This is a genomic window from Kineococcus aurantiacus (assembly GCF_013409345.1).
GTDB classification, from domain to species: domain Bacteria; phylum Actinomycetota; class Actinomycetes; order Actinomycetales; family Kineococcaceae; genus Kineococcus; species Kineococcus aurantiacus.
Map to the genome: position 1 here is coordinate 4,138,429 of NZ_JACCBB010000001.1, position 19,695 is coordinate 4,158,123.

The 19,695-nt window shown below is 74.6% G+C and carries 23 protein-coding genes; 14 read left to right on the top strand and 9 right to left on the bottom strand.

Features of this window, described 5'->3' with window-relative positions:
- Positions 1–4 precede the first annotated feature (4 nt).
- The 4 genes from BJ968_RS19775 to BJ968_RS19790 form a co-directional block, all read right to left on the bottom strand.
- On the bottom strand, positions 5–862 hold the full coding sequence (locus BJ968_RS19775; protein ID WP_179754723.1) for an ABC transporter permease subunit: 858 nt from the start codon (positions 860–862) through the stop codon (positions 5–7).
- Positions 859–1,533, bottom strand: coding sequence for an ABC transporter permease subunit (locus BJ968_RS19780; protein WP_179754725.1), 675 nt, complete (start codon positions 1,531–1,533; stop codon positions 859–861). Before BJ968_RS19780 ends, BJ968_RS19775 begins: the two co-directional genes overlap by 4 nt.
- A gap of 72 nt (positions 1,534–1,605) precedes the next feature.
- Positions 1,606–2,529 carry a glutamate ABC transporter substrate-binding protein gene (locus BJ968_RS19785; protein ID WP_179754727.1) on the bottom strand — a complete coding sequence of 308 codons (924 nt, stop codon included), beginning with the start codon at positions 2,527–2,529 and terminating at the stop codon, positions 1,606–1,608.
- 61 nt (positions 2,530–2,590) lie between these two features.
- Positions 2,591–3,373: an amino acid ABC transporter ATP-binding protein gene (locus tag BJ968_RS19790; protein ID WP_179754730.1), complete on the bottom strand. Its 783-nt coding sequence runs from the start codon at positions 3,371–3,373 to the stop codon at positions 2,591–2,593.
- Positions 3,374–3,491: 118 nt separating this feature from the next.
- On the opposite strand from BJ968_RS19790, the gene miaB reads away from it, so the two are divergent.
- Positions 3,492–4,985: a tRNA (N6-isopentenyl adenosine(37)-C2)-methylthiotransferase MiaB gene (miaB, locus tag BJ968_RS19795; RefSeq protein WP_179754732.1), complete on the top strand. Its 1,494-nt coding sequence runs from the start codon at positions 3,492–3,494 to the stop codon at positions 4,983–4,985.
- A gap of 168 nt (positions 4,986–5,153) precedes the next feature.
- Here miaB and BJ968_RS19800 read toward each other — a convergent pair whose 3' ends face one another.
- Positions 5,154–5,486 carry an Rv0909 family putative TA system antitoxin gene (locus BJ968_RS19800; RefSeq protein ID WP_218885190.1) on the bottom strand — a complete coding sequence of 111 codons (333 nt, stop codon included), beginning with the start codon at positions 5,484–5,486 and terminating at the stop codon, positions 5,154–5,156.
- Between the two features lie 34 nt (positions 5,487–5,520).
- On the opposite strand from BJ968_RS19800, the gene miaA reads away from it, so the two are divergent.
- Both miaA and dapF read left to right on the top strand, forming a co-directional pair.
- Positions 5,521–6,516, top strand: a complete 996-nt coding sequence (miaA, locus tag BJ968_RS19805) for a tRNA (adenosine(37)-N6)-dimethylallyltransferase MiaA (RefSeq protein WP_179754733.1) — start codon at positions 5,521–5,523, stop codon at positions 6,514–6,516.
- The gene (gene dapF, locus BJ968_RS19810; protein WP_343078170.1) at positions 6,513–7,445 is read left to right on the top strand and encodes a diaminopimelate epimerase; all 933 of its coding nucleotides are present in this window, start codon (positions 6,513–6,515) and stop codon (positions 7,443–7,445) included. The genes miaA and dapF overlap by 4 nt, the downstream gene beginning before the upstream one ends.
- Here dapF and BJ968_RS19815 read toward each other — a convergent pair.
- On the bottom strand, positions 7,429–8,046 hold the full coding sequence (locus BJ968_RS19815) for a methyltransferase (protein ID WP_179754735.1): 618 nt from the start codon (positions 8,044–8,046) through the stop codon (positions 7,429–7,431). The two genes, dapF and BJ968_RS19815, sit on opposite strands and share 17 nt — an antisense overlap.
- 90 nt (positions 8,047–8,136) lie before the next feature.
- Between BJ968_RS19815 and hflX the strand changes: the two genes are divergently transcribed.
- From hflX to BJ968_RS19830, 3 genes are all read left to right on the top strand, one after another.
- Positions 8,137–9,678: a GTPase HflX gene (gene hflX / locus BJ968_RS19820; protein WP_179754737.1), complete on the top strand. Its 1,542-nt coding sequence runs from the start codon at positions 8,137–8,139 to the stop codon at positions 9,676–9,678.
- Between the two features lie 85 nt (positions 9,679–9,763).
- Positions 9,764–11,815: an ATP-dependent DNA helicase gene (locus BJ968_RS19825; RefSeq protein WP_343078171.1), complete on the top strand. Its 2,052-nt coding sequence runs from the start codon at positions 9,764–9,766 to the stop codon at positions 11,813–11,815.
- A gap of 50 nt (positions 11,816–11,865) precedes the next feature.
- Complete coding sequence (locus BJ968_RS19830) at positions 11,866–12,555, top strand: aspartate/glutamate racemase family protein (RefSeq protein WP_179754739.1); 690 nt, start codon at positions 11,866–11,868, stop codon at positions 12,553–12,555.
- Here BJ968_RS19830 and lexA read toward each other — a convergent pair.
- Positions 12,530–13,351: a transcriptional repressor LexA gene (gene lexA, locus BJ968_RS19835; RefSeq protein ID WP_425491533.1), complete on the bottom strand. Its 822-nt coding sequence runs from the start codon at positions 13,349–13,351 to the stop codon at positions 12,530–12,532. The two genes, BJ968_RS19830 and lexA, sit on opposite strands and share 26 nt — an antisense overlap.
- A gap of 60 nt (positions 13,352–13,411) precedes the next feature.
- Here lexA and BJ968_RS19840 point away from each other — a divergent pair, with 60 nt between their 5' ends.
- From BJ968_RS19840 to BJ968_RS19855, 4 genes are all read left to right on the top strand, one after another.
- Positions 13,412–13,684, top strand: a complete 273-nt coding sequence (locus BJ968_RS19840; protein WP_179754741.1) for a DUF2277 domain-containing protein — start codon at positions 13,412–13,414, stop codon at positions 13,682–13,684.
- Between the two features lie 203 nt (positions 13,685–13,887).
- Entirely contained in the window at positions 13,888–14,361 is a 474-nt protein-coding gene (locus BJ968_RS26950) for a LysM peptidoglycan-binding domain-containing protein (protein ID WP_179754743.1), read from the top strand.
- A 111-nt stretch (positions 14,362–14,472) separates the two neighbouring features.
- Positions 14,473–14,949, top strand: a complete 477-nt coding sequence (gene nrdR, locus BJ968_RS19850; protein WP_179754745.1) for a transcriptional regulator NrdR — start codon at positions 14,473–14,475, stop codon at positions 14,947–14,949.
- Positions 14,950–15,013: 64 nt separating this feature from the next.
- Positions 15,014–15,919: a proteasome assembly chaperone family protein gene (locus BJ968_RS19855; protein ID WP_179754747.1), complete on the top strand. Its 906-nt coding sequence runs from the start codon at positions 15,014–15,016 to the stop codon at positions 15,917–15,919.
- Positions 15,920–15,952: 33 nt separating this feature from the next.
- Here the strand turns inward: BJ968_RS19855 and BJ968_RS19860 are convergent, their stop codons facing one another.
- The gene (locus BJ968_RS19860; protein WP_179754749.1) at positions 15,953–16,408 is read right to left on the bottom strand and encodes a pilus assembly protein CpaE; all 456 of its coding nucleotides are present in this window, start codon (positions 16,406–16,408) and stop codon (positions 15,953–15,955) included.
- A 70-nt stretch (positions 16,409–16,478) separates the two neighbouring features.
- Between BJ968_RS19860 and BJ968_RS19865 the strand changes: the two genes are divergently transcribed.
- The 4 genes from BJ968_RS19865 to BJ968_RS19880 all read left to right on the top strand — a co-directional run bounded on the left by BJ968_RS19865 (position 16,479) and on the right by BJ968_RS19880 (position 19,449).
- Entirely contained in the window at positions 16,479–16,829 is a 351-nt protein-coding gene (locus BJ968_RS19865) for a TraR/DksA family transcriptional regulator (protein ID WP_179754751.1), read from the top strand.
- A 55-nt stretch (positions 16,830–16,884) separates the two neighbouring features.
- A complete protein-coding gene (locus BJ968_RS19870; protein ID WP_179754753.1) occupies positions 16,885–17,559 on the top strand; it encodes an NAD(P)H-binding protein in 675 nt (224 codons plus the stop codon).
- A gap of 121 nt (positions 17,560–17,680) precedes the next feature.
- Positions 17,681–18,910 (top strand): phosphoglycerate dehydrogenase, encoded by a 1,230-nt coding sequence (gene serA, locus BJ968_RS19875; RefSeq protein WP_179754755.1) that lies wholly within the window; start codon positions 17,681–17,683, stop codon positions 18,908–18,910.
- Positions 18,910–19,449 carry a metallophosphoesterase family protein gene (locus tag BJ968_RS19880; protein ID WP_179754757.1) on the top strand — a complete coding sequence of 180 codons (540 nt, stop codon included), beginning with the start codon at positions 18,910–18,912 and terminating at the stop codon, positions 19,447–19,449. Before serA ends, BJ968_RS19880 begins: the two co-directional genes overlap by 1 nt.
- Here BJ968_RS19880 and BJ968_RS19885 read toward each other — a convergent pair.
- The gene (locus BJ968_RS19885) at positions 19,440–19,637 is read right to left on the bottom strand and encodes a hypothetical protein (protein ID WP_179754759.1); all 198 of its coding nucleotides are present in this window, start codon (positions 19,635–19,637) and stop codon (positions 19,440–19,442) included. The genes BJ968_RS19880 and BJ968_RS19885 overlap by 10 nt on opposite strands.
- Positions 19,638–19,695 lie beyond the last annotated feature (58 nt).

The following is a 19,695-nucleotide window of genomic DNA, read 5'->3' on the forward strand; positions in this document are numbered from 1 at the left end:
CGGGTCAGACGGCCGACCCGGCCGCGCTGGAGGCGCCGACCTGGGCGGTGTTGACACCGACCGACGTCGTGCCGGACGTCTTGCCCCGCATCCGCCGCTCCACGACCTTCGCGATCCCGGCGATGACCATGTTCGTGCCGACGTACACGACGGCGATCACGATCATCGCCGGGATGAGGTTGAAGTACTGCGAGCCCAGCTGGGTGCCCCAGCGCAGCAGCTCGGTGAAGCCCACGATGTAGATCAGCGCGGTGTCCTTGAGGATGACCACGACCTGCGAGACCAGCGAGGGCAGCATGGAGCGCACGGCCTGCGGCAGCTGGATCGCCCACAGGGTCTGGCCCTGGGTGAGCCCGATGGCCAGGCCCGCCTCCTTCTGCCCCCTGGGCAGCGCCTCGACGCCGGCGCGCAGGATCTCGGCGATGAACGCGCCGTTGTAGACGGTCAGGCCCAGCACCCCGCACCAGTAGATGGGGATGTTGCCGGACCCGCCGTACAAGAACCAGAACATCAGCAGCAGCACCGGCGGGGCCCGGAACAGCTGGATGAGCCCGTAGGCGACCCAGCGGGGGCCGGCGGCCGGTGACAGCCGCAGGCTGGCCAGGACCGCCCCCAGCACGATCGACAGGGCGATCGCCATGAGCGCGACCGTCATGGTGCGCCACCACGCCCCCAGCAGGGCGCGCTGGATGTCGGTGTAGCTGAACGGGCTCCACTTCGAGGGCGCGAACTGCCCGGCGCCGTTCAGCCGCCACACGACCACGGCCGCCACGGCGGCGAACAGGGCGACGCCGACGACGGTCAGGACGCGGTTGAGGCGCCGGGCCCGAGGGCCGGGGGCGTCGTAGAGGACCTGGCTCACGCGCGCGCTCCCGTCCGCGACAGCGACCGTTCCAGCAGGCCGACCCCGGCGAACAGCACCGCGGCCAGCGCCATGTACGCCACCGTGATGCCGATCAGGACGGTGATGACGGCGTTGCCGTTCTGCTCGACGAGGTTGCGCATGCCGGAGATCAGTTCGAAGTTGCTGGCCGCCGAGGCGACCGAGGTGTTCTTCAGCAGCGCGTTGAGCACGCTGCCCAGCGGGGGCACCACCGCGCGGAAGGCCTGCGGCAGCACCACCAGCCGCAGCACGCCGGTGAAGGGCAGCCCGATGGCGCGGGCGGCCTCGGCCTGCCCGACCGGCACGGTGTTGATGCCCGAGCGGACGGCCTCGCACACGAACGTGGACGTGTAGGCCACCAGGGCCAGGACCGCGTAGAGCCGGTACTGCGTGGCGGTGCCGACCCCGAAGGTGATGCCCAGGGTCGGCAGGCACAGCACGCAGAACACGATGATCAGCGTCAGCGGGGTGTTGCGGAAGACGTTGACGTAGGTGGTGCCGAAGGCCCGCAGCGCGGCGCTGGGGGCGATGCGGAACACCGCCAGGACGGTGCCGAGGACCAGGGAACCCAGGGTCGCCCAGAAGAACAGGGTGACCGTGCCCCAGATCCCGCGGCCGAACACGTCGAGGTTGTCGACGATGACCTGCACGTCAGCTCCTTGCGGGTGAGGGGTGACGGGCTGCCCGGGTCCGCGCCGTCGCGGAACCCGGGCAGCGGTGCGTCAGTAGCGGTCGACCGTGGGCGGCTCGGGGTCGGTGCCGCTGCCCCCGAGGGTGTAGTCGTACGCCTTCTTCCAGTCCCCGTCGGTGACGGCAGCCTCGATGGCGTCGTTCAGCGTGTTGCGCAGGGCGGTGTCGCCCTTCGGCAGCCCCACGCCGTACGGCTCCTCGCTGAACGGCTCGCCGACGACCTTCAGCGCGTCGGGCTGCTGGGCGGCGTACCCGCGCAGGATGGCGTCGTCGGTGGTGACGGCGTCGACGGCGTTCGAGGTCAGCTGCTCGACGCACTTGGAGTAGGCGTCGAAGGTCACCAGGTCGGCGTCGGGGTGCTCGTCGCGGATGCGGGTGGCCGGGGTGGAGCCCTCCACCGAGCAGACCTTCTTGCCGGCCAGGCTGTCGGGGCCGGTGATGCCCTCCTCGTCGGCCCGCACCAGCAGGTCCTGGCCGGCGACGTAGTACGGCCCCGCGAAGTCGACGACCTGCTTGCGCTTGTCGTTGATCGTGTAGGAGGCGATGACCATGTCGACGGTGCCCTGCTGCAGGAACGGCTCGCGGTTGGCCGAGACGGTCTCGACGAACTCGATCTCGTCCGGCGTCAGCCCCAGCTTCGCAGCCATGAGCTTGGCCATCTCGATGTCGAACCCGGCGTACTGCCCCGAGCCGGCGTCCTTCTGCCCGATCCCGGGCTGGTCGGCCTTGACGCCGATCTTGACCTTGCCCGCGGCCTTGATCTTGTCGTAGGTGGGGCTGCCGGTGAGGGCGACGTCGGTGGCCACCGCGTAGGTGGGGGCCGCCGCGGGGGTGCCGCCGGAGGTGGCGCCGCCGGCGCCGCCGGCGGTCTCGGGGGAGCCCTCGTTGCCGCAGGCGGTCAACGCCAGTACGGCGGTGGCCGCTCCGGCCAGCACGGCGTTGCGGATGCTTCTCATGGGTGGTGCCTCCTGTTGCTTCCTCGTCGTGCGTCCCGGTCGCTTCCGCGTCGCGGGGTCGTCAGTGGGTGAGGATCTTCGAGAGGAAGTCCTTGGCGCGTTCGTGGGTCGGTGCGGTGAAGAACGTCTCGGGGTCGGTGTCCTCGAGGATCCGCCCGTCGGCCATGAAGACCACGCGGTCGGCGGCGCGGCGGGCGAAGCCCATCTCGTGCGTCACCACGACCATGGTCATGCCCTCGCGGGCCAGACCGGTCATGACGTCGAGGACCTCGTTGATCATCTCCGGGTCCAGCGCCGAGGTCGGCTCGTCGAAGAGCATGACCTTGGGGTCCATGGCCAGCGCCCGGGCGATCGCGACGCGCTGCTGCTGACCGCCGGACAGCTGCGCGGGGTACTTGCCGGCCTGGGAGGCGACCCCGACGCGCTCCAGCAGCGCGTCCGCGCGCCGGCCCGCCTCGGCCGCCGACACCCCGCGGACCTTGACCGGGCCGAGGGTGACGTTCTCCTTGACGGTCTTGTGGGCGAAGAGGTTGAAGGACTGGAAGACCATGCCCACGTCGGCGCGCAGCCGGGCCAGGTCCTTGCCCTCGGCGGGCAGGTCCGCCCCGTCGATGGTGATGCGCCCGGCGTCGATGGTCTCCAGCCGGTTGATCGTGCGGCACAGCGTCGACTTGCCCGACCCCGACGGGCCGATGACGACGACGACCTCCCCGGCGGCGATCGCGAGGTCCACGTCCTTCAGGACGTGCAGGGCGCCGAAGTGCTTCTGCACGCCCTCGAGCCGGACGAGGGGACGACCAGCGGTGCGGGGTGGCGACTGAGGGGCCTGCACGTGGTCACTCATGCCGCTGGACCGTACAGCAGGGGCGCAGGATGTCCACAGAGCCGCGCGGTCGCTGGCACTTTCGTGATCCGAAAGTGATCCCGGGGGGCCGCCGCCCGGTCGCCTAGACTGGCCCGTGATGAGCACGACGACCGGTTCCCCGCAGCGCACCTACCAGGTGCGCACCTTCGGCTGCCAGATGAACGTCCACGACTCCGAGCGGCTGTCGGGCCTGCTGGAGGACGCCGGGTACGTCCGCTTCGACGAGGCGGGCGGCGGCGCCCCCGTCGAACCCGACGTCGTCGTCTTCAACACGTGCGCCGTGCGGGAGAACGCCGACAACAAGCTCTACGGCAACCTGGGTCACCTCGCGCCCGTCAAGGAGCGCCGGCCGGGCATGCAGATCGCCGTCGGCGGCTGCCTGGCGCAGAAGGACCGCGGCGAGATCGTCCGCAAGGCGCCGTGGGTCGACGTCGTCTTCGGCACCCACAACGTCGGGTCGCTGCCCGTCCTGCTCGAACGGGCTCGGCACAACGCCGAGGCGCAGGTCGAGATCCTGGAGTCCCTCGAGACGTTCCCCTCCACGCTGCCGACGCGGCGGGAGTCGCCCTACGCGGCCTGGGTCAGCATCTCGGTGGGCTGCAACAACACCTGCACCTTCTGCATCGTCCCGGCGCTGCGCGGCAAGGAGAAGGACCGCCGTCCCGGTGACGTCCTGGCGGAGGTGCAGGCCCTCGTCGCCGAGGGCGTCCTGGAGGTGACGCTGCTGGGGCAGAACGTCAACACCTACGGGGTCGAGTTCGGCGACCGGCTGGCCTTCGGCAAGCTCCTGCGGGCCACCGGCGGTGTCGAGGGTCTGGAACGGGTCCGGTTCACCAGCCCCCACCCGTCCAGCTTCACCGACGACGTCATCGACGCCATGGCCGAGACGCCCAACGTCATGCCGAGCCTGCACATGCCGCTGCAGTCCGGTTCCGACCGCGTCCTGAAGGCCATGCGCCGGTCCTACCGGCAGTCCCGCTTCCTGGGGATCATCGACGGCGTCCGCTCGCGCATCCCCGACGCCGCCATCACCACCGACATCATCGTCGGGTTCCCCGGTGAGACCGACGCCGACTTCGAGGACACGCTGCACGTCGTCGAGCAGGCCCGGTTCTCCAGCGCCTTCACCTTCCAGTACTCCCCGCGGCCGGGGACGCCCGCCGCCACGATGGGCGACCAGGTGCCCAAGCACGTCGTCCAGGAGCGGTACGAGCGGCTGACCGCGCTGCAGGACCGCATCACCTACGAGGAGAACCAGGCCCAGGTCGGCCGCGTCCTGGAGGTCCTCGTCGCCGAGGGGGAGGGGCGCAAGGACGCCGCGACCCAGCGGCTGTCCGGCCGTGCCCCCGACAACCGGCTCGTCCACTTCGCCGTGCCCGCGGGCACCGACCTGCGTCCCGGCGACGTCGCGACCGTGCAGGTCACCCGTGGGGCGCCGCACTACCTCGAAGCCGACGACCTGTCGGCCTTCGCGCTGCGCCGCACCCGCGCGGGCGACGCGTGGGAGGCCCGGCAGGCCCGCCCCGAGCCGGAGACCGACGGTCCCCGGCCCGTGGGGCTGGGCATGCCGTCCCTGCGCCGCCGGGTCTGACCTACGACGCGCCGCCGGGCCCGACCTGCATCGCCGGCGGGGTCGCCGGGTCGGGAACGGGGTCGGGTCCCGGCGTGGGGCCGGGGTCGGGCAGCGGCGGTTCCCCGGGCTGGCCCGGGGTCGGCACCGGGCTCGGCGGCACCGGCGTGGGCGGGGGCGTGGGGATGGTCACCGGCGCACCGGCCCCGTCATCGGCGTGCCGTCCCAGGCCCGGCCGCCGCGCATCGACGTCCCGCCGTCCGGGGTCGTCGACGCGGGTGCCTGCTCGGCGGCCAGGTCGACGCCCTTGCGGGCCAGGTCGCTGACCCGCGTGACCGGGCCGGCGAACTTGCCGCCCGTGCGCGAGTTCACGAACTCCCCGGCCTTGCCGATCGCGCCGTCCGCCGTGCCGGAGTGCTCGGCCGCGAACGTCCCGGCCTTGGCCAGGGCCTCGTCGGCGATCCCCCTGGCCTGGCCCGCCGCCTCGCCCAGCTTGCCCTTGAGGTAGTCGATGGTCCCCACGGTCGCTCCCTTCCCAGTGCTCGAGAGGGTCCCCATGATCTGCCACGATGACGCCGTGGGCCAGCCGAACACCGCCGACGCGCTCCCGGGCACCCTCCCGGTGATCGCCGTCACGGGGCCGACCGCGTCGGGCAAGTCCGACGTCGGCGTGGCCCTGGCCCACCGGCTGGCCGACCTCGGCACCCCCGGGGAGGTCGTCAACGCCGACGCGCTGCAGTTCTACCGGGGCATGGACATCGGCACGGCCAAGATCGGCCAGGCCGAGCGGCAGGGCGTGCCGCACCACCTCCTGGACGTGCTCGACGTCACCCAGACCGCCGAGGTCGCCCAGTTCCAGGGCTGGGCCCGCGCGGCCTTCGACGCGATCACCGCCCGCGGCCACGTGCCGATCCTCGTCGGCGGCTCGGGGCTGTACGTCCGCGCCGCCCTCGACGACCTGCGCTTCCCCGGCAAGGACCCGCGGGTGCGGGCCCGCTGGGAGGCCGAGCTGGACCGCGTGGGGCCCCGGGCCCTGCACGAGCGCCTGACCCGCACCGACCCCGAGGCCGCCGCGAGGATCCTGCCCACCAACGGCCGCCGCATCGTCCGCGCGCTGGAGGTGGGGGAGATCACCGGGCAGCCGTTCGCGGCCGCGCTGCCCGAGCCGGCCTACCTGCGCCCCACGGTCCAGGTGGCGCTCGCCGTGCCCCGCGAGCAGCTCGTCGCCCGCATCGACGCGCGGGTGGACCGGATGTGGGCGGCCGGGCTGGTCGAGGAGGTGCGCCACCTGGCCTCGCGCGGGCTGCGCGAGGGCCTGACCGCCGGCCGCGCCCTCGGCTACGCCCAGGTGCTCGACGTCCTCGACGGCACGAGCACCGAGGACGAGGCCCGCGAGCTCACCGCGCGCCTCACCCGGCGCTTCGCCCGCAAGCAGGAGTCCTGGTTCCGCCGCGACCCCCGCGTGCACTGGCTGCCGGCCCCGGACGGCACCACGGCCGACGAGCTGGCCCGCCGGGTGCTGCCCCTGCTGCCCGTAGCATCGGCCGCGTGACCAGCGAGATCTCCTTCACCAAGGGCCACGGCACCGAGAACGACTTCGTGCTGGTCGCCGACCCCGACGGGTCGTGGAACCCCGACGCGGCCCTCGTCGCCGCGATCTGCGACCGCCGCGCCGGCCTCGGCGGCGACGGGCTGATCCGCGCCGTCCGCACGGCCGCCGCCCCCGACGCCGCGGCCCTGGCCGGGCAGGCCGAGTGGTTCATGGACTACCGCAACGCCGACGGCTCGATCGCCGAGATGTGCGGCAACGGCGTCCGCGTCTTCGCCGAGTTCCTGCTGCGCGGCGGGTTCCTGCCCGCCGGCGCCGGGGACGGCGACTGGTTCCCCGTGGCGACCCGGGCCGGGCTGAAGCGGCTGCGGCGCGAGGCCGACGGTTCCTGGACCGCCGACATGGGCCCCTGGTCCCTCACCGGCGGGCGGCGGGCGCTCGCCGACGGCTCTGACGCCCTCGTGCAGGTCCACGGCCTGGACGGCGTGGCCCGCCCCGCGCTGTCGGTCGACCTGGGCAACCCGCACACCGTCGTCGCCCTGCCCCACGCCGCCGAGCTGGAGGCCGCCGACCTCACGCGCGCCCCCGAGGTCCAGCCCGTCCCGCCGCACGGCACCAACGTCGAGCTCGTGGTGCCCGTCGACGTCCTCGACGTCGACGGGGACGGCGACCCCGACGTCGGCGACATCGCCATGCGCGTGCACGAGCGCGGGTCGGGGGAGACCCGCTCCTGCGGCACGGGGGCCTGCGCGGCGGCGCTGGCGACCCGCGCCTGGGCCGGTGAGGGCGCGCCCGACGTCTGGCGGGTGCGCGTGCCCGGCGGGCGGCTCGTCGTCACCGTCGGGGCCGGGTCGTCGCTGGCGGAGGGCACGGTCTGGCTCTCCGGGCCCGCCCGGCTCGTCGCGACGGGCACCTTCAGGCTCCCCGCCTGACCGACAGGACCCGGAACCCCTTCGACGTCGTCGTGCGCGTCGTCGTGGTGCCCGGCAGCACGCCGGAGCCCAGCCACGCCTGCAGCGAGTCCGCGCCGAGGTTCTTCTGCACCACCAAGTGCGCGACCCCGCCCGGGGCCAGGCGGGGCAGCCAGCGCAGCAGCAGCCCGTGCAGGGCGTCCTTGCCGATGCGGATGGGCGGGTTGGACCAGATCTCCCGGAAGCGCAGCGCGGGGTCGACGTCGTCGGGCAGCGCCGCCCGCACCGTCAGGCCCAGCCGGGCGGCGTTGAGCCGCACGAGGTCCAGGGCGCGCTCGTTGACGTCGACGGCGTGCACGACCTGGCGGGGGCGCAGCAGGGCGAGGGTCAGCGCGATCGGGCCCCAGCCGCACCCCAGGTCCAGCACGTCGCCCCCGGCCTCGTCGGCCTCGACGAGCGGCAGCAGGACGGCGGTCCCCTTGTCGAGGCGGTCGCCGCTGAAGACGCCGCGGGCCGTGGTGACGTCGACCGCGCGACCGGCCAGCTCCACGGTCAGCTCGCGGCGCTCGTCGGCCGTGGCGGGCCGGGCGGAGAAGTAGTGCTCGGGCTCGGGCTGCGACACGGCGGTCAAGCCTAGGGCGTGAAATGAACTGGCTGCCCCGGTGGTTGCAGTGGAACGCTAGGCGCACCGAGAGAACGACCGAGGAGGTCCATGAACCAGCGCCACCTCTCCGCGACGGAGCAGTCCGCGGAGCTCACGACCGACGAGCGCGACCAGGAGTTCGACCGGGCCATCGCCCGCATCCTGCGCGGTCACGGGGAGAACGCGGCGCAGGAGGTGGACGGAGACGACCCGGACGGGCACACCAGCTACGACGGTGACCAGCTCGACCTCGCCGACCGTCGTGCCCTGCGCCGGGCCGCGGGCCTGTCGACGGAACTGTCCGACGTCACCGAGGTCGAGTACCGGCAGCTGCGCCTCGAGCGCGTCGTCCTGGCCGGGGTCTGGTCCAGCGCCGACTCCAACCGGGCCGAGGCCGAGGTGTCCCTGCAGGAACTGTCCGCCCTGGCCGCCACGGCCGGCTCCGACGTCCTGGCCGGGGTCCTGCAGCGGCGCAGCACGCCCGACGTCGCGACCTACCTGGGCTCCGGCAAGGCCCAGGCCCTGGCCGACCTGGTCGCCGCCGAGGGCGCCGACACCGTGGTCTGCGACGGGGAGCTGTCCGCGTCCCAGCGCCGCGGCCTGGAGGACATCGTCAAGGTCAAGGTCGTCGACCGGACCGCCGTGATCCTCGACATCTTCGCCCAGCACGCCAAGAGCCGGGAGGGCAAGGCCCAGGTCGAGCTCGCTCAGCTGGAGTACCTGCTCCCGCGCCTGCGCGGGTGGGGTGAGTCGATGTCCCGGCAGGCCGGTGGCCGGGTCGCCGGTGGTGCGGGGATCGGTTCCCGCGGTCCCGGTGAGACGAAGATCGAGCTGGACCGCCGCCGCATCCGCAGCCGGATGGCCAAGCTGCGCCGCGAGATCAAGGGCATGGGCACCACCCGCGTGGAGAAGCGCTCCCTGCGGCACGCCCGCGCCGTCCCGGCCGTCTCCATCGCCGGGTACACCAACGCGGGCAAGAGCTCGCTGCTGAACCGGCTCACGGGCGCCGGGGTGCTCGTGGAGAACGCCCTGTTCGCGACCCTGGACCCGACCGTGCGCCGGGCCCAGACCCCCGAGGGCCGGCCGTACACGCTGGCCGACACCGTGGGGTTCGTCCGCTCGCTGCCGCACCAGCTCGTCGAGGCCTTCCGCTCGACGCTGGAGGAGGTCGCCGAGTCCGACGTCGTCCTGCACGTGGTCGACGGGTCGCACGCCGACCCCGAGGGTCAGCTCGCGGCCGTGCGCGCCGTCCTGGCCGACGTCGACGCGCAGGGCGTGCCCGAGCTCGTCGCGATCAACAAGGCCGACATCGCCGACCCCGAGGTCCTCGACCGTCTGCTGCGCAAGGAGAAGAACGCCGTCGCCGTCTCGGCCCGCACGGGCCAGGGCGTCGAGGAGCTCCTGGCCCGCATCGCCGAGATGCTCCCCGTGCCCGACGTCGAGCTCGAGGTGGTCGTGCCCTACGACCGCGGCGAGCTGGTCCACCGCGTCCACACGACCGGTCAGGTCCTGGACGAGGAGCACACGGCGCAGGGCACGCGCCTGCTGGCCCGGGTGCGCCCGCGGCTGGCGGCCGAGCTGGCGCAGTTCCGGCTCACGCGCACGGCCTGAGGACCCACGCGTCCACGGGCCGGGCGCCGCGCCCGGCCTGTGGACGGTGACCCGCCGTGTCGGTGGGGCGGGGGAGGATGACCCGGTGAGCACGTCCACCGAGTCACCCGCCCCCGCCGAGGAGGTCGAGCACGACGTCGAGGGCCCCGAGGCCGCCGACCTCCTCGACTCCGTCGTCGACGCCCTCGGCGGCCAGCGCCGCGAGGGCCAGGCCCGGATGGCGCAGGCCGTCACCGACGCCATCCGCACCCGCCGGCACCTGCTCGTCCAGGCCGGCACGGGCACGGGCAAGTCGATGGCCTACCTCGTGCCCGCGGTCGCGCACGCCGTCCACACCGGCCACCGGGTGGTCGTGACCACCGCGACGCTGGCCCTGCAGGCCCAGGTCGTCGAGCGGGACCTGCCGCGGCTGGCCGCGGCCATCGCGCCGGCGCTGCACCGGGAACCGACCTGGGAGCTGCTCAAGGGGCGTGCCAACTACCTGTGCCGCAACAAGCTCGACGGCGGCTTCCCCGGCGACGACGGTGCCCTGTTCGACCTGCCGGCACCGGCCGGCGGGGCCGCGGAGGACACCGGCCGCCTCGGCCGGGAGGTCGTGCGCCTGCGGGAGTGGGCGGCCACGACCGACACCGGGGACCGCGACGACCTCGACCCCGGCGTCAGCGACCGCGCCTGGCGGCAGGTGTCGGTCTCGGCGCGCGAGTGCCTGGGCTCCCAGCGCTGCCCGGTCGCCGCCGAGTGCTTCTCCGAACGGGTCCGGGCCCGGGCCCGCGAGGTCGACGTCGTGGTCACCAACCACGCCATGACGGCCATCGACGCCATGGAGAGCAGCGGCCTGCTGCTGCCCGAGCACGACGTCCTCGTCGTCGACGAGGCCCACGAGCTGGCCGACCGCGTCACCGCCGTCGCCACCGCCGAGCTGTCCGCCGCGGTCCTGCACACGGCCTCGCGCCGGCTGCGGCGCTCGGCGGGGATCGTCTCCGACGCCCTGGACGACGCGGCCGTCGCGCTGGAGGCCGCCCTCGACGAGGCGCCCCCGGGCCGGCTGGACCGCTGGCCCGACGCCCTGGCCGACGCCGTGGTGGCCGTCCGCGACGCCTCCCGGCAGGCCCTGACCGACCTCAAGGACGCGGGGGAGTCCGCCGGCAAGGAGGAGGACCCCGAGTCGCGGGGCGCGCGCCACCTGGCGCGCGCGGCCGTCCAGGAGGTCTTCGCCGTCGCCGAGCGGCTCGCCGAGGACGTCGGCCGCGGCGCGCGGGACGGTTTCGACGTCGCGTGGGTGACGGCCGGCTCCGGCCCCGCGGCGCGTCCGCCCTCCCTGCACATCGCCCCCCTGTCGGTCGCGGGTCTGCTGCGCGAGAAGCTCTTCAGCGAGCGGACCGTCGTGGCCACCTCGGCCACGCTGACCCTGGGCGGCTCCTTCGACCCCGTGGCGGGGGCGTTCGGGCTCCGGGGGGAGAAGGGGGCGGGGACGCCCTGGACCGGGGTCGACGTCGGCAGCCCCTTCGACTACCCCCGCCAGGGCATCCTGTACGTCGCCCGGCACCTGCCGCCGCCGGGGCGCGGCGCGTCGAGCGAGGCGACGATGGACGAGCTCGCCGCGCTGGTCGAGGCCGCCGGGGGCAGGACCCTGGGGCTGTTCTCGTCCCGGCGGGCCGCCGAGGAGGCCGCCGAGGCCATGCGCCGCCGCCTGGGCACGACGGTCCTGTGCCAGGGCGACGACCGGCTGCCGAGGCTCGTGCGCGCCTTCACCGACGACCCCTCGACGTCGCTCTTCGGGACGATGTCGCTGTGGCAGGGGGTCGACGTGCCGGGGGACAGCTGCTCCCTGGTGGTCATCGACCGCATCCCCTTCCCCCGCCCGGACGACCCGCTGATGTCGGCCCGGTCCCGGGCGGTCGACGCCGCCGGCGGCAACGGGTTCCTCACGGTCTCGGTCGCGCACGCGGCCGTCCGGCTGGCCCAGGGAGCGGGGCGCCTCATCCGCGCCACCGGGGACCGGGGTGTCGTCGCGGTGCTCGACCCGCGGCTGGCCACGGCCCGCTACGGCGGGTTCCTGCGCGGGTCGCTGCCGGACTTCTGGCCCACGACGTCGACGGAGACGGTGCTGGCGGCCTTGCGTCGGCTGAGCGGGTGACGTTCGCGGTCCCGGTTCACCGGCCGGGGGCGGCGTGGCATGCTCGCTCCGTGGCCACCGTCGGCTTCCTGCACACCGCGCACGCCCACGTGCGCACCTTCAGCGACCTCCTGCGCGAACGGGACGCCACCGTCGCCGAGCGGCACCTGGTGGACACCGGCTTGCTGGCCGCCGCCCGCGAGCACGGCGCGGACGCGGTCCGGGGGGCCGTCGGGGACCGGTTGCGCCGGCTCGTCGCCGAGGGCGCCGACGTCGTGGTGTGCACCTGCTCGACCCTGGCTCCCGTCGCCAAGGCCGTGGGGGCCGAGCAGGGGCTGCGCGTCGTGCGCGTGGACCGGCCGATGGCCGAGGCCGCCGTGCTCGCCGGCCGGCGCATCGCCGTGGTGGCCTCCCTGGACGAGGCGGCCGCGACCCTGATGCCCCTGCTGCACGAGTGCGCCCGGACCACGGGGCGCGCGGTGGAGTTCGTGGAGGTCCGCTGCACCGACACCTGGTCGGCGTTCGAGTCCGGGGACCTGCTGACCTACGCCGCGGGGGTCGCCGCGGCGGTGCGGCGGGCCGTGCTGCCGCTGGACCCGCCCGTGGACGTCGTGGTGCTCGCGCAGGCGAGCATGGCCGAGGTCGCGCCGCTGCTGCGCGACCTCAGCGTGCCCGTCCTGACGTCGCCGCGGCTGGCGGTCGAGGCCGCGGTCGAGCTGGTCGAGCCCGTGGGCGTCAGAGGGAGCGCAGGACGGCGGTGACCCGCCCCAGGATGGTGGCCTCGTCACCGTCGATCGGGTCGAACAGCGGGTTGCGGGGCAGCAGCTTGACGTGGCCGTCCCTGCGCTGCAGCACCTTCACGGTGGCCTCGCCGTCGATCATGGCCGCGACCACGTCACCGTTCTCGGCCGTCGGCTGACGCCGCACCACGACCCAGTCGCCGTCGCAGATCGCCGCGTCGAGCATCGACTCCCCGACGACGCGGAGCATGAAGTGCTCACCGGCGCCGATGAGCTGGGAGGGCAGCGGGAAGACCTCCTCCACGAGCTCCTCGGCCAGGATCGGGCCACCGGCGGCGATGCGGCCCACCAGGGGCACGTAGGTGGCGGCCGGCCTGCCGTCGCGGGGGGTGCCGTCGACACCGGCGATGACGCCCCAGCCGGACTGCTGGGCGGGGGCCACGACCTCCAGGGTGCGCGGGCGGCGGGGGTCCTTGCGCAGGAACCCCAGCTTCTCGAGGGTCTTGACCTGGTGGGCGACGCTGCTGGGGCTGGTCAGGCCGACGGCCTGGCCGATCTCGCGCATGCTCGGCGGGTAGCCGCGCTGCTCGACGCACTCGCGGATGGCCTCCAGGACGCGGCGCTGCCGGTTGGTCAGGCCGTCGCGCACCAGGGGCGGGTCGGGGAACTCGTGGACCGTCCCGAGCCGTTCCGCCGCGGGTCCGCCGTCGTCGGTTCCGTCCAGCACGTCGGCCACGTCCTTCTCCCGTCCCAGGTCCTGCGGGCCCTGCGACGGACCCGGTACCGCCACGGTAGCCAGCGGACCCGCGATGCTCAAACACGTGTTCGAACGCGGCGTGTCGGCGTGTCCGTCGGACCCGCTGCCTAGGGTCGCCGCATGTGCCGGAACATCCGCCAGCTGCACAACTTCGAACCGCCCGCCACCGCCGACGAGGTCCACGCCGCGGCGCTGCAGTACGTCCGGAAGGTGGCCGGGACGACGAGGCCGTCGGCCCGCAACGCCGAGGCGTTCGAGCGCGCGGTGGCCGAGGTGGCCCACGCCACCCGGCACCTGCTCGCCGAGCTCGTGACGACGGCCCCGCCCAAGGACCGGGAGGTCGAGGCGTCCCGGGCCCGCGAGCGGGCGGCCCGGCGGTACGGGGCCGGCTGAGGCGCCCGCCCGCGCACCCGCCCCGGCACCGGTGCCGGGCGTCCGCGCAGGTCGGGCCACGTGTCGGTGGTCGGTGGCAGCGTCGACCGGCGTCGGCCCCCGCTCCCGGGGGTTGCGTCCCGCCGTTCGAGCGGTGGTAGAACAGACGCGCCGCCTCGAACACCCGTTCGATCGCGGTGCCGCCGAGATGGAGGTCCGCGCTCGTGAGCACCACCGCCCTCGCCCCCCAGCTGCCCCTGCCCCGCCGCGCCACCTCGCCCCGCGACCTGACCCCGGTCCTCACCACGGCGCTGACCCCCGCGCCGCCGCGGGCGTGCCGCGGCGCGCGCCGCCGGGGCACCGTCCGCGCCCACCGCACCGCCGCGCTCCGCCCGGCCGCCCCGCTGCGCCTGACCCGCCGCGGTCGCTTCCTCCTGACGTGCACGGCCGCCACCGCGCTGACCGGCGCCGTCCTCGCGGTCACCGGCGCGCTGACGGGGGCCTCCGCCGGTGCCGAGCGCGCGCCGGTCCCCGCCGTCCACACCGTCCTGCCCGGCCAGACCCTGTCGGGGATCGCGGCGCAGTGGGCGCCCGCGCAGGACTGGCGCGAGGTCGCCGACGAGATCGTCGAGCTCAACGCCCTGCCCTCGATGACGGTGCAGGCCGGTCAGCGGCTGGTCCTGCCGGCGCGAGGCTGAACCGTGCCCGCCCCCGCCCGCCGGACCCCGCCGGTTGCCCGGTGCACCGTGCTCGACGTACGGTCGAGGCTGGACCAGAGCTGTCGTCCGGTCGCGGGGGAGGAAGTCGGGGTGCACTGCCCGTTCTGTCGGCACGAGGATTCCCGTGTCGTGGATTCGCGGACGACCGACGACGGGACGTCCATCCGTCGCCGGCGCCAGTGCCCGAACTGCTCCAAGCGGTTCAGCACCGTCGAGACGGCGAGCCTGACCGTCGTCAAGCGCTCGGGGGCTCCTGAACCGTTCAGCCGCGCCAAGATCGCCTCCGGAGTGCGCAAGGCCTGCCAGGGCCGCCCCGTCAGCGAGGACGACATCGCCCTGCTGGCCCACCGCGTCGAGGAGGCCGTGCGCGCCCAGGGCGCCGCGGAGATCGACGCCCACCAGATCGGGCTGGCCACGCTGCCGTTCCTGCAGGAGCTCGACGAGGTCGCCTACCTGCGCTTCGCCTCGGTCTACCAGGCCTTCGACTCCCTGGCCGACTTCGAGAAGGCCATCGACCGGTTGCGCACCGAGCGCCAGGCCGGGTTGCAGGCGGCAGTCACCCCCTGATCCCGCGCCGGCCCCGCGCGGACCCCGCGTCCGTCCGGCACCGGGCGGGGGCGATGATGGCCGGATGCTGGATCCCGCCTCCCTGTACTCCTACGAGGGTGAGCGCCCGTCCCTGGTCGAACCCCCTCTCGTCGTGGCGCTGTCCGGTTTCATCGACGCCGGCAACGCCGTGCGGCAGACCGTGGACCACCTCCTCGAGACCTGCCGCCACGAGGTCGTTGCCACCTTCGACGTCGACCAGCTCCACGACTACCGCGCCCGGCGCCCCACCATGACCTTCGGCGGCCAGAACTGGCTGGAGGTCGAACCGCCGCGCCTGCGCGTGCTGCGGGTCTTCGACGAGGAGGGCTCCTCGCTGCTGCTGCTGACCGGTCCCGAGCCCGACGTGCAGTGGGAGCGCTTCACCGCCGCCGTCTGGAACCTCGCCGACGAGCTGGGGGTCGGGCTGACGATGGTCCTGTCGGCCGCGCCCACCGCGGTGCCGCACACGCGGCCCAGCGGCGTCACCGCCAGCGCCAGCCGCCCCGAGCTGCTGGACGGCTACCGCACGTGGGACGTCGAGGCCCAGGTGCCCGGTCACGCCGCGGCGCTGCTGCACCTGCGCGGCTCCCAGGCCGGCCGCGACGTGGTCTCGGTCCTGGCGCACGTGCCGCACTACCTCGGCGGCAGCGACTACCCCGACGCCGCCGCCGTCCTGGTGCGCACGCTGTCGGGGGCCACCGGGGTGGGGGTCCCGGTGCAGTCGCTGCTGGAGGCGGCCTCCCAGACCCGCGTCGAGGTGGACCGGCAGGTCGCGGAGTCCCCCGAGGCCGCGGCCGTCGTGACGGCCCTGGAGGAGCAGTACGACGCCTTCGGCGACGAGGGCCGCGGCACGAGCGCCGCCAGCGCCTTCCTGCCCACGGCCGACGAGCTGGGCGAGGAGTTCGAGCGGTTCCTGGCCAAGCACGAGGAGGACACCGACGAGGGGTGAGGCCCGGCGGGGGACCGCCGGGCCGGCGGCGTCTCAGGCCGGCAGCGTCGCGCCGTCGGTCCCCACGCTGCCGCCGTCGGCGCCCGACAGGTGGTGCAGCAGCGCCAGCGCGTAGGCGTCGGAGGCGTCGGCGGCTTCGAAGGCGTCCGCGCCCGCCTCGTCGAGCAGCAGCACCCGGTGCACCGTGCCGTCGCCGACGTCCCGCCGCTCCAGGCGCGTGAAGCGGTCCCCGAGCAGCTCCCGCAGCTGGTGCTCGGCGGGCAGCCAGCACGCCTCGGGCTGGTCCACGGAGTCCAGCGCCCACTCGGTCGTGCCGTTGAAGCCGATGACCTGGCCGCCGGGGTGGTCGTGGACCTCGATGGTCATGTCCGACAGCGTGAACACGTCCGAGTCCATGTCCCGGTTCGGGATCACGAACCGGTCGCCCGAGGCGGGTCGCCACGGCAGGCCGGCGTGCTTGAGGCGCAGGGCGAGATCGACGGAGATCACCCGCCCAGCATGGACCCACGGGGCACCCCCGTCGTGCTGGAACGGCCGCGGCACGGTAGGAACGTCCTTCATGGACGACAGCTCCCTCGACCTCGACGCCGCCCGCGAGCGGCTGCTCACCATGCAGCGCGACCTGCGGGCCAGCATCGACGACCTCACCGCACGGCTGGAGTCCGGGAGCACCCCCGACGCCGCCGAGGGCGGCCAGGACGCCGGGGACATGGGTTCCCACGAGCAGCAGGCCGCCGAGAACGAGGGCCTGCTGGAAGGCGCGCGCCGCCGCCTCGACAGCGTCGAGGACGCCCTCAAGCGGCTGGACGAGGGCACCTACGGCCTGTCCGTCGTCTCCGGCCGCCCCATCCCCCCCGAGCGCCTCGAGGCGCTGCCCGACGCCGCGACGCTGGTGGACGAGCAGGTCTGAGCCGGCGCCCGCCCGTGCGGGTGCGGCCGGCCGCACCCGTGCCTACGGTCGGGCGGTGCGCATCGTCATCGCCGGAGGACACGGGAAGATCGCCCTGCTGCTGGGGGCGCTGGCCGCCGGGCGCGGTGACGAGGTCGTGGGCCTCGTCCGCGACCCCGGCCACCTGGAGGACCTGCGCGCCGCGGGCGTGCGGGGGGTCGTGCGCGACCTGGAGTCGGCCACGGGCCCGGAGGTGGCCGACGACCTCGCCGGCGCCGACGCCGTCGTCTTCGCCGCCGGGGCCGGCCCGGGCAGCGGCGCCGCCCGCAAGGACAGCGTCGACCACCGGGCCGCGGTGCTGCTGGCCGACGCCGCCGAGCGGGCCGGGGTGGGCGCCTACCTGCTGATCTCCTCGATCGGGGTCGACCGGGTGCGCGACGGTGCGGTCCCGGACGGCGTCGAGGAGGTGTTCGTGGCGTACCTGCGCGCCAAGCTGGCCGCCGAGGAGGACCTGCTGGCCCGCCGGGGCCTGCGGGTCGGGGTGCTGCGGCCGGCCTCGCTGACCGACGACCCGCCCTCGGGGTCGGTGCTCCTGGACCCGGCGGTCGACACCGGCCGCGTGGCGCGCGCCGACGTCGCCGCGGTGTGCCTGGGGCTCCTGGACCGGCTGGTGGCCGGCCCGGCCCCCGCGCCGGTGCTGGGGCTGGCCGCTGGGGACGTGCCCGTCGAGGAGGCCGTCGCCCGGGTGTGAGGCGTTGGCGCGCAACCCGAAGCGCCCACGGGGTCGACCGCGGCGCGAACCCGGTCCCGCCGGGGGGTCCTCGTGCGCGAGACTGGGGGCCCACCTGAGTCGCTGAGCTGGAGGAACACGCGTGTCCGCCCCCGACCTGACGCCCGCCCGCACGGGGCGCGCGCTGCTGCTGGAGAACATCCACGCCGACGCCCGGACGCTGCTGTCCGAGGCCGGGTGGGAGGTCGAGACCGCGTCCGGGGCCCTCGACGAGTCCGAGCTGCTCGAGCGCCTCCCGGGCGTGTCCCTGCTGGGCATCCGCTCGCAGACCCAGGTCACCGCGAAGGTCCTGGAGAACGCCCCCGACCTGCGCGCCGTCGGGGCCTTCTGCATCGGCACCAACCAGATCGACCTGTTCGCCGCCGCCGCCCACGGCGTCGCGGTCTTCAACGCGCCGTACAGCAACACCCGCAGCGTCGTCGAGCTCGCCCTCGCCGAGATCATCGCGCTGACCCGCCGGCTGACCGTCAAGGACCAGGCCATGCACGCCGGGGTGTGGGACAAGTCCGCCGCGGGTTCGCACGAGGTCCGCGGCCGGCGTCTGGGCATCATCGGCTACGGCAACATCGGCTCGCAGCTGTCCGTGGTCGCCGAGGCCCTCGGCATGAGCGTGTTCTTCTACGACCGCACCGACAAGCTCGCCCTGGGCAACGCGCGCCGCTGCGGCAGCCTGCACGAGGTCCTCGAGATCGCCGACGTCGTGACGCTGCACGTCGACGGCCGGCAGTCCAACTCCGGGTTCTTCGGCGAGGAGGAGTTCGCCCGCATGCGGCCGGGCTCGATCTTCCTCAACCTCTCGCGCGGGTTCGTCGTCGACCACGAGGCGCTGGCCCGGCACGTCAGGAGCGGGCACATCGCCGGGGCGGCGATCGACGTGTTCCCCACCGAGCCCAAGGGGTCCGGGCACGGCTTCGACTCCCAGCTGCGGGGCCTGCCCAACGTCATCCTGACCCCGCACGTCGGCGGTTCGACGGAGGAGGCCCAGGAGGACATCGGCCGCTTCGTGGCCGCCAAGCTGCGTGACTACGCCCTCTACGGCGCCACGACCCTGTCGGTGAACCTGCCCACGCTGGGCACCGAGACGACCCCCGGCACGGTCCGGCTGGCCCACCTGCACCGCAACGTCCCTGGAGTGCTGGCGGCGATCAACTCGGTCCTGGCCGAGGCCGGGGTGAACATCGAGGGGCAGCAGCTGGCGACCCGCGGGGACCTCGGCTACGTGGTGACCGACATCGCCGCGCCCGCCGCCGACGAGGTCGGCCGCCGGCTGCGCGAGCTGCCCGAGACCGTCCGGGTGCGTCAGCTCGGCTGATGAGCAGGGTCGTGGTGGTCTCCGACACCCACCTCCCGGCGCGGGCGAAGGACCTGCCCGCGCCGGTGTGGGCGGCGGTCGAGGCGGCCGACGTCGTCGTGCACGCGGGGGACTGGTGCGACGCGGCGACCGTGCTGGCCCTGCGGGAGCGCTCGGGGCGGCTCGTGGGCGTCGCCGGCAACAACGACGGCGCCGACGTCCGGGCGCACCTGGACGAGTTCGCGACGTTCACCCTCGACGGGGTCCGGTTCGGGGTCGTCCACGAGACCGGGGACAAGGCCGGCCGGGAACGGCGCTGCGACAGCGCCTACGCGCAGGACCTCGACGTGCTCCTGTTCGGCCACAGCCACATCCCCTGGGACACGACGACACCGCGCGGCCTGCGGCTGCTCAACCCCGGCTCACCCACCGACCGGCGGCGCCAGCCGACCGGGACGTGGATGGAGTTCACCGTTCGTGACGGGACCCTGTCGCCGGTTGAGCTGCACCGCGTCCCGCCTCGGCCGGTGTCCCGGGGCCGGGCGGCGCGTCAGAGGTAGATGTCCACCCGGCCGGCCGGGTGCAGGTCGTCGGCGGGCCCGACCTCCACGGCGTCGCGCGCCGTGGGGCGGCGGATCACCAGGGCGGGACGACGCCGGCGCTCGCGGTCGGCGGGGGCGTGGGCGGAGGCGGGCGCAGGCGTGGTGACGGCCTGCGAGCCCCAGGTGGCGCTCTCGAGGCTGATCATGTCCTCCCATCGGCGCTCACGCTGGGTGCCTGAGTGGGCCGGCGGCGGTTCACCCGTC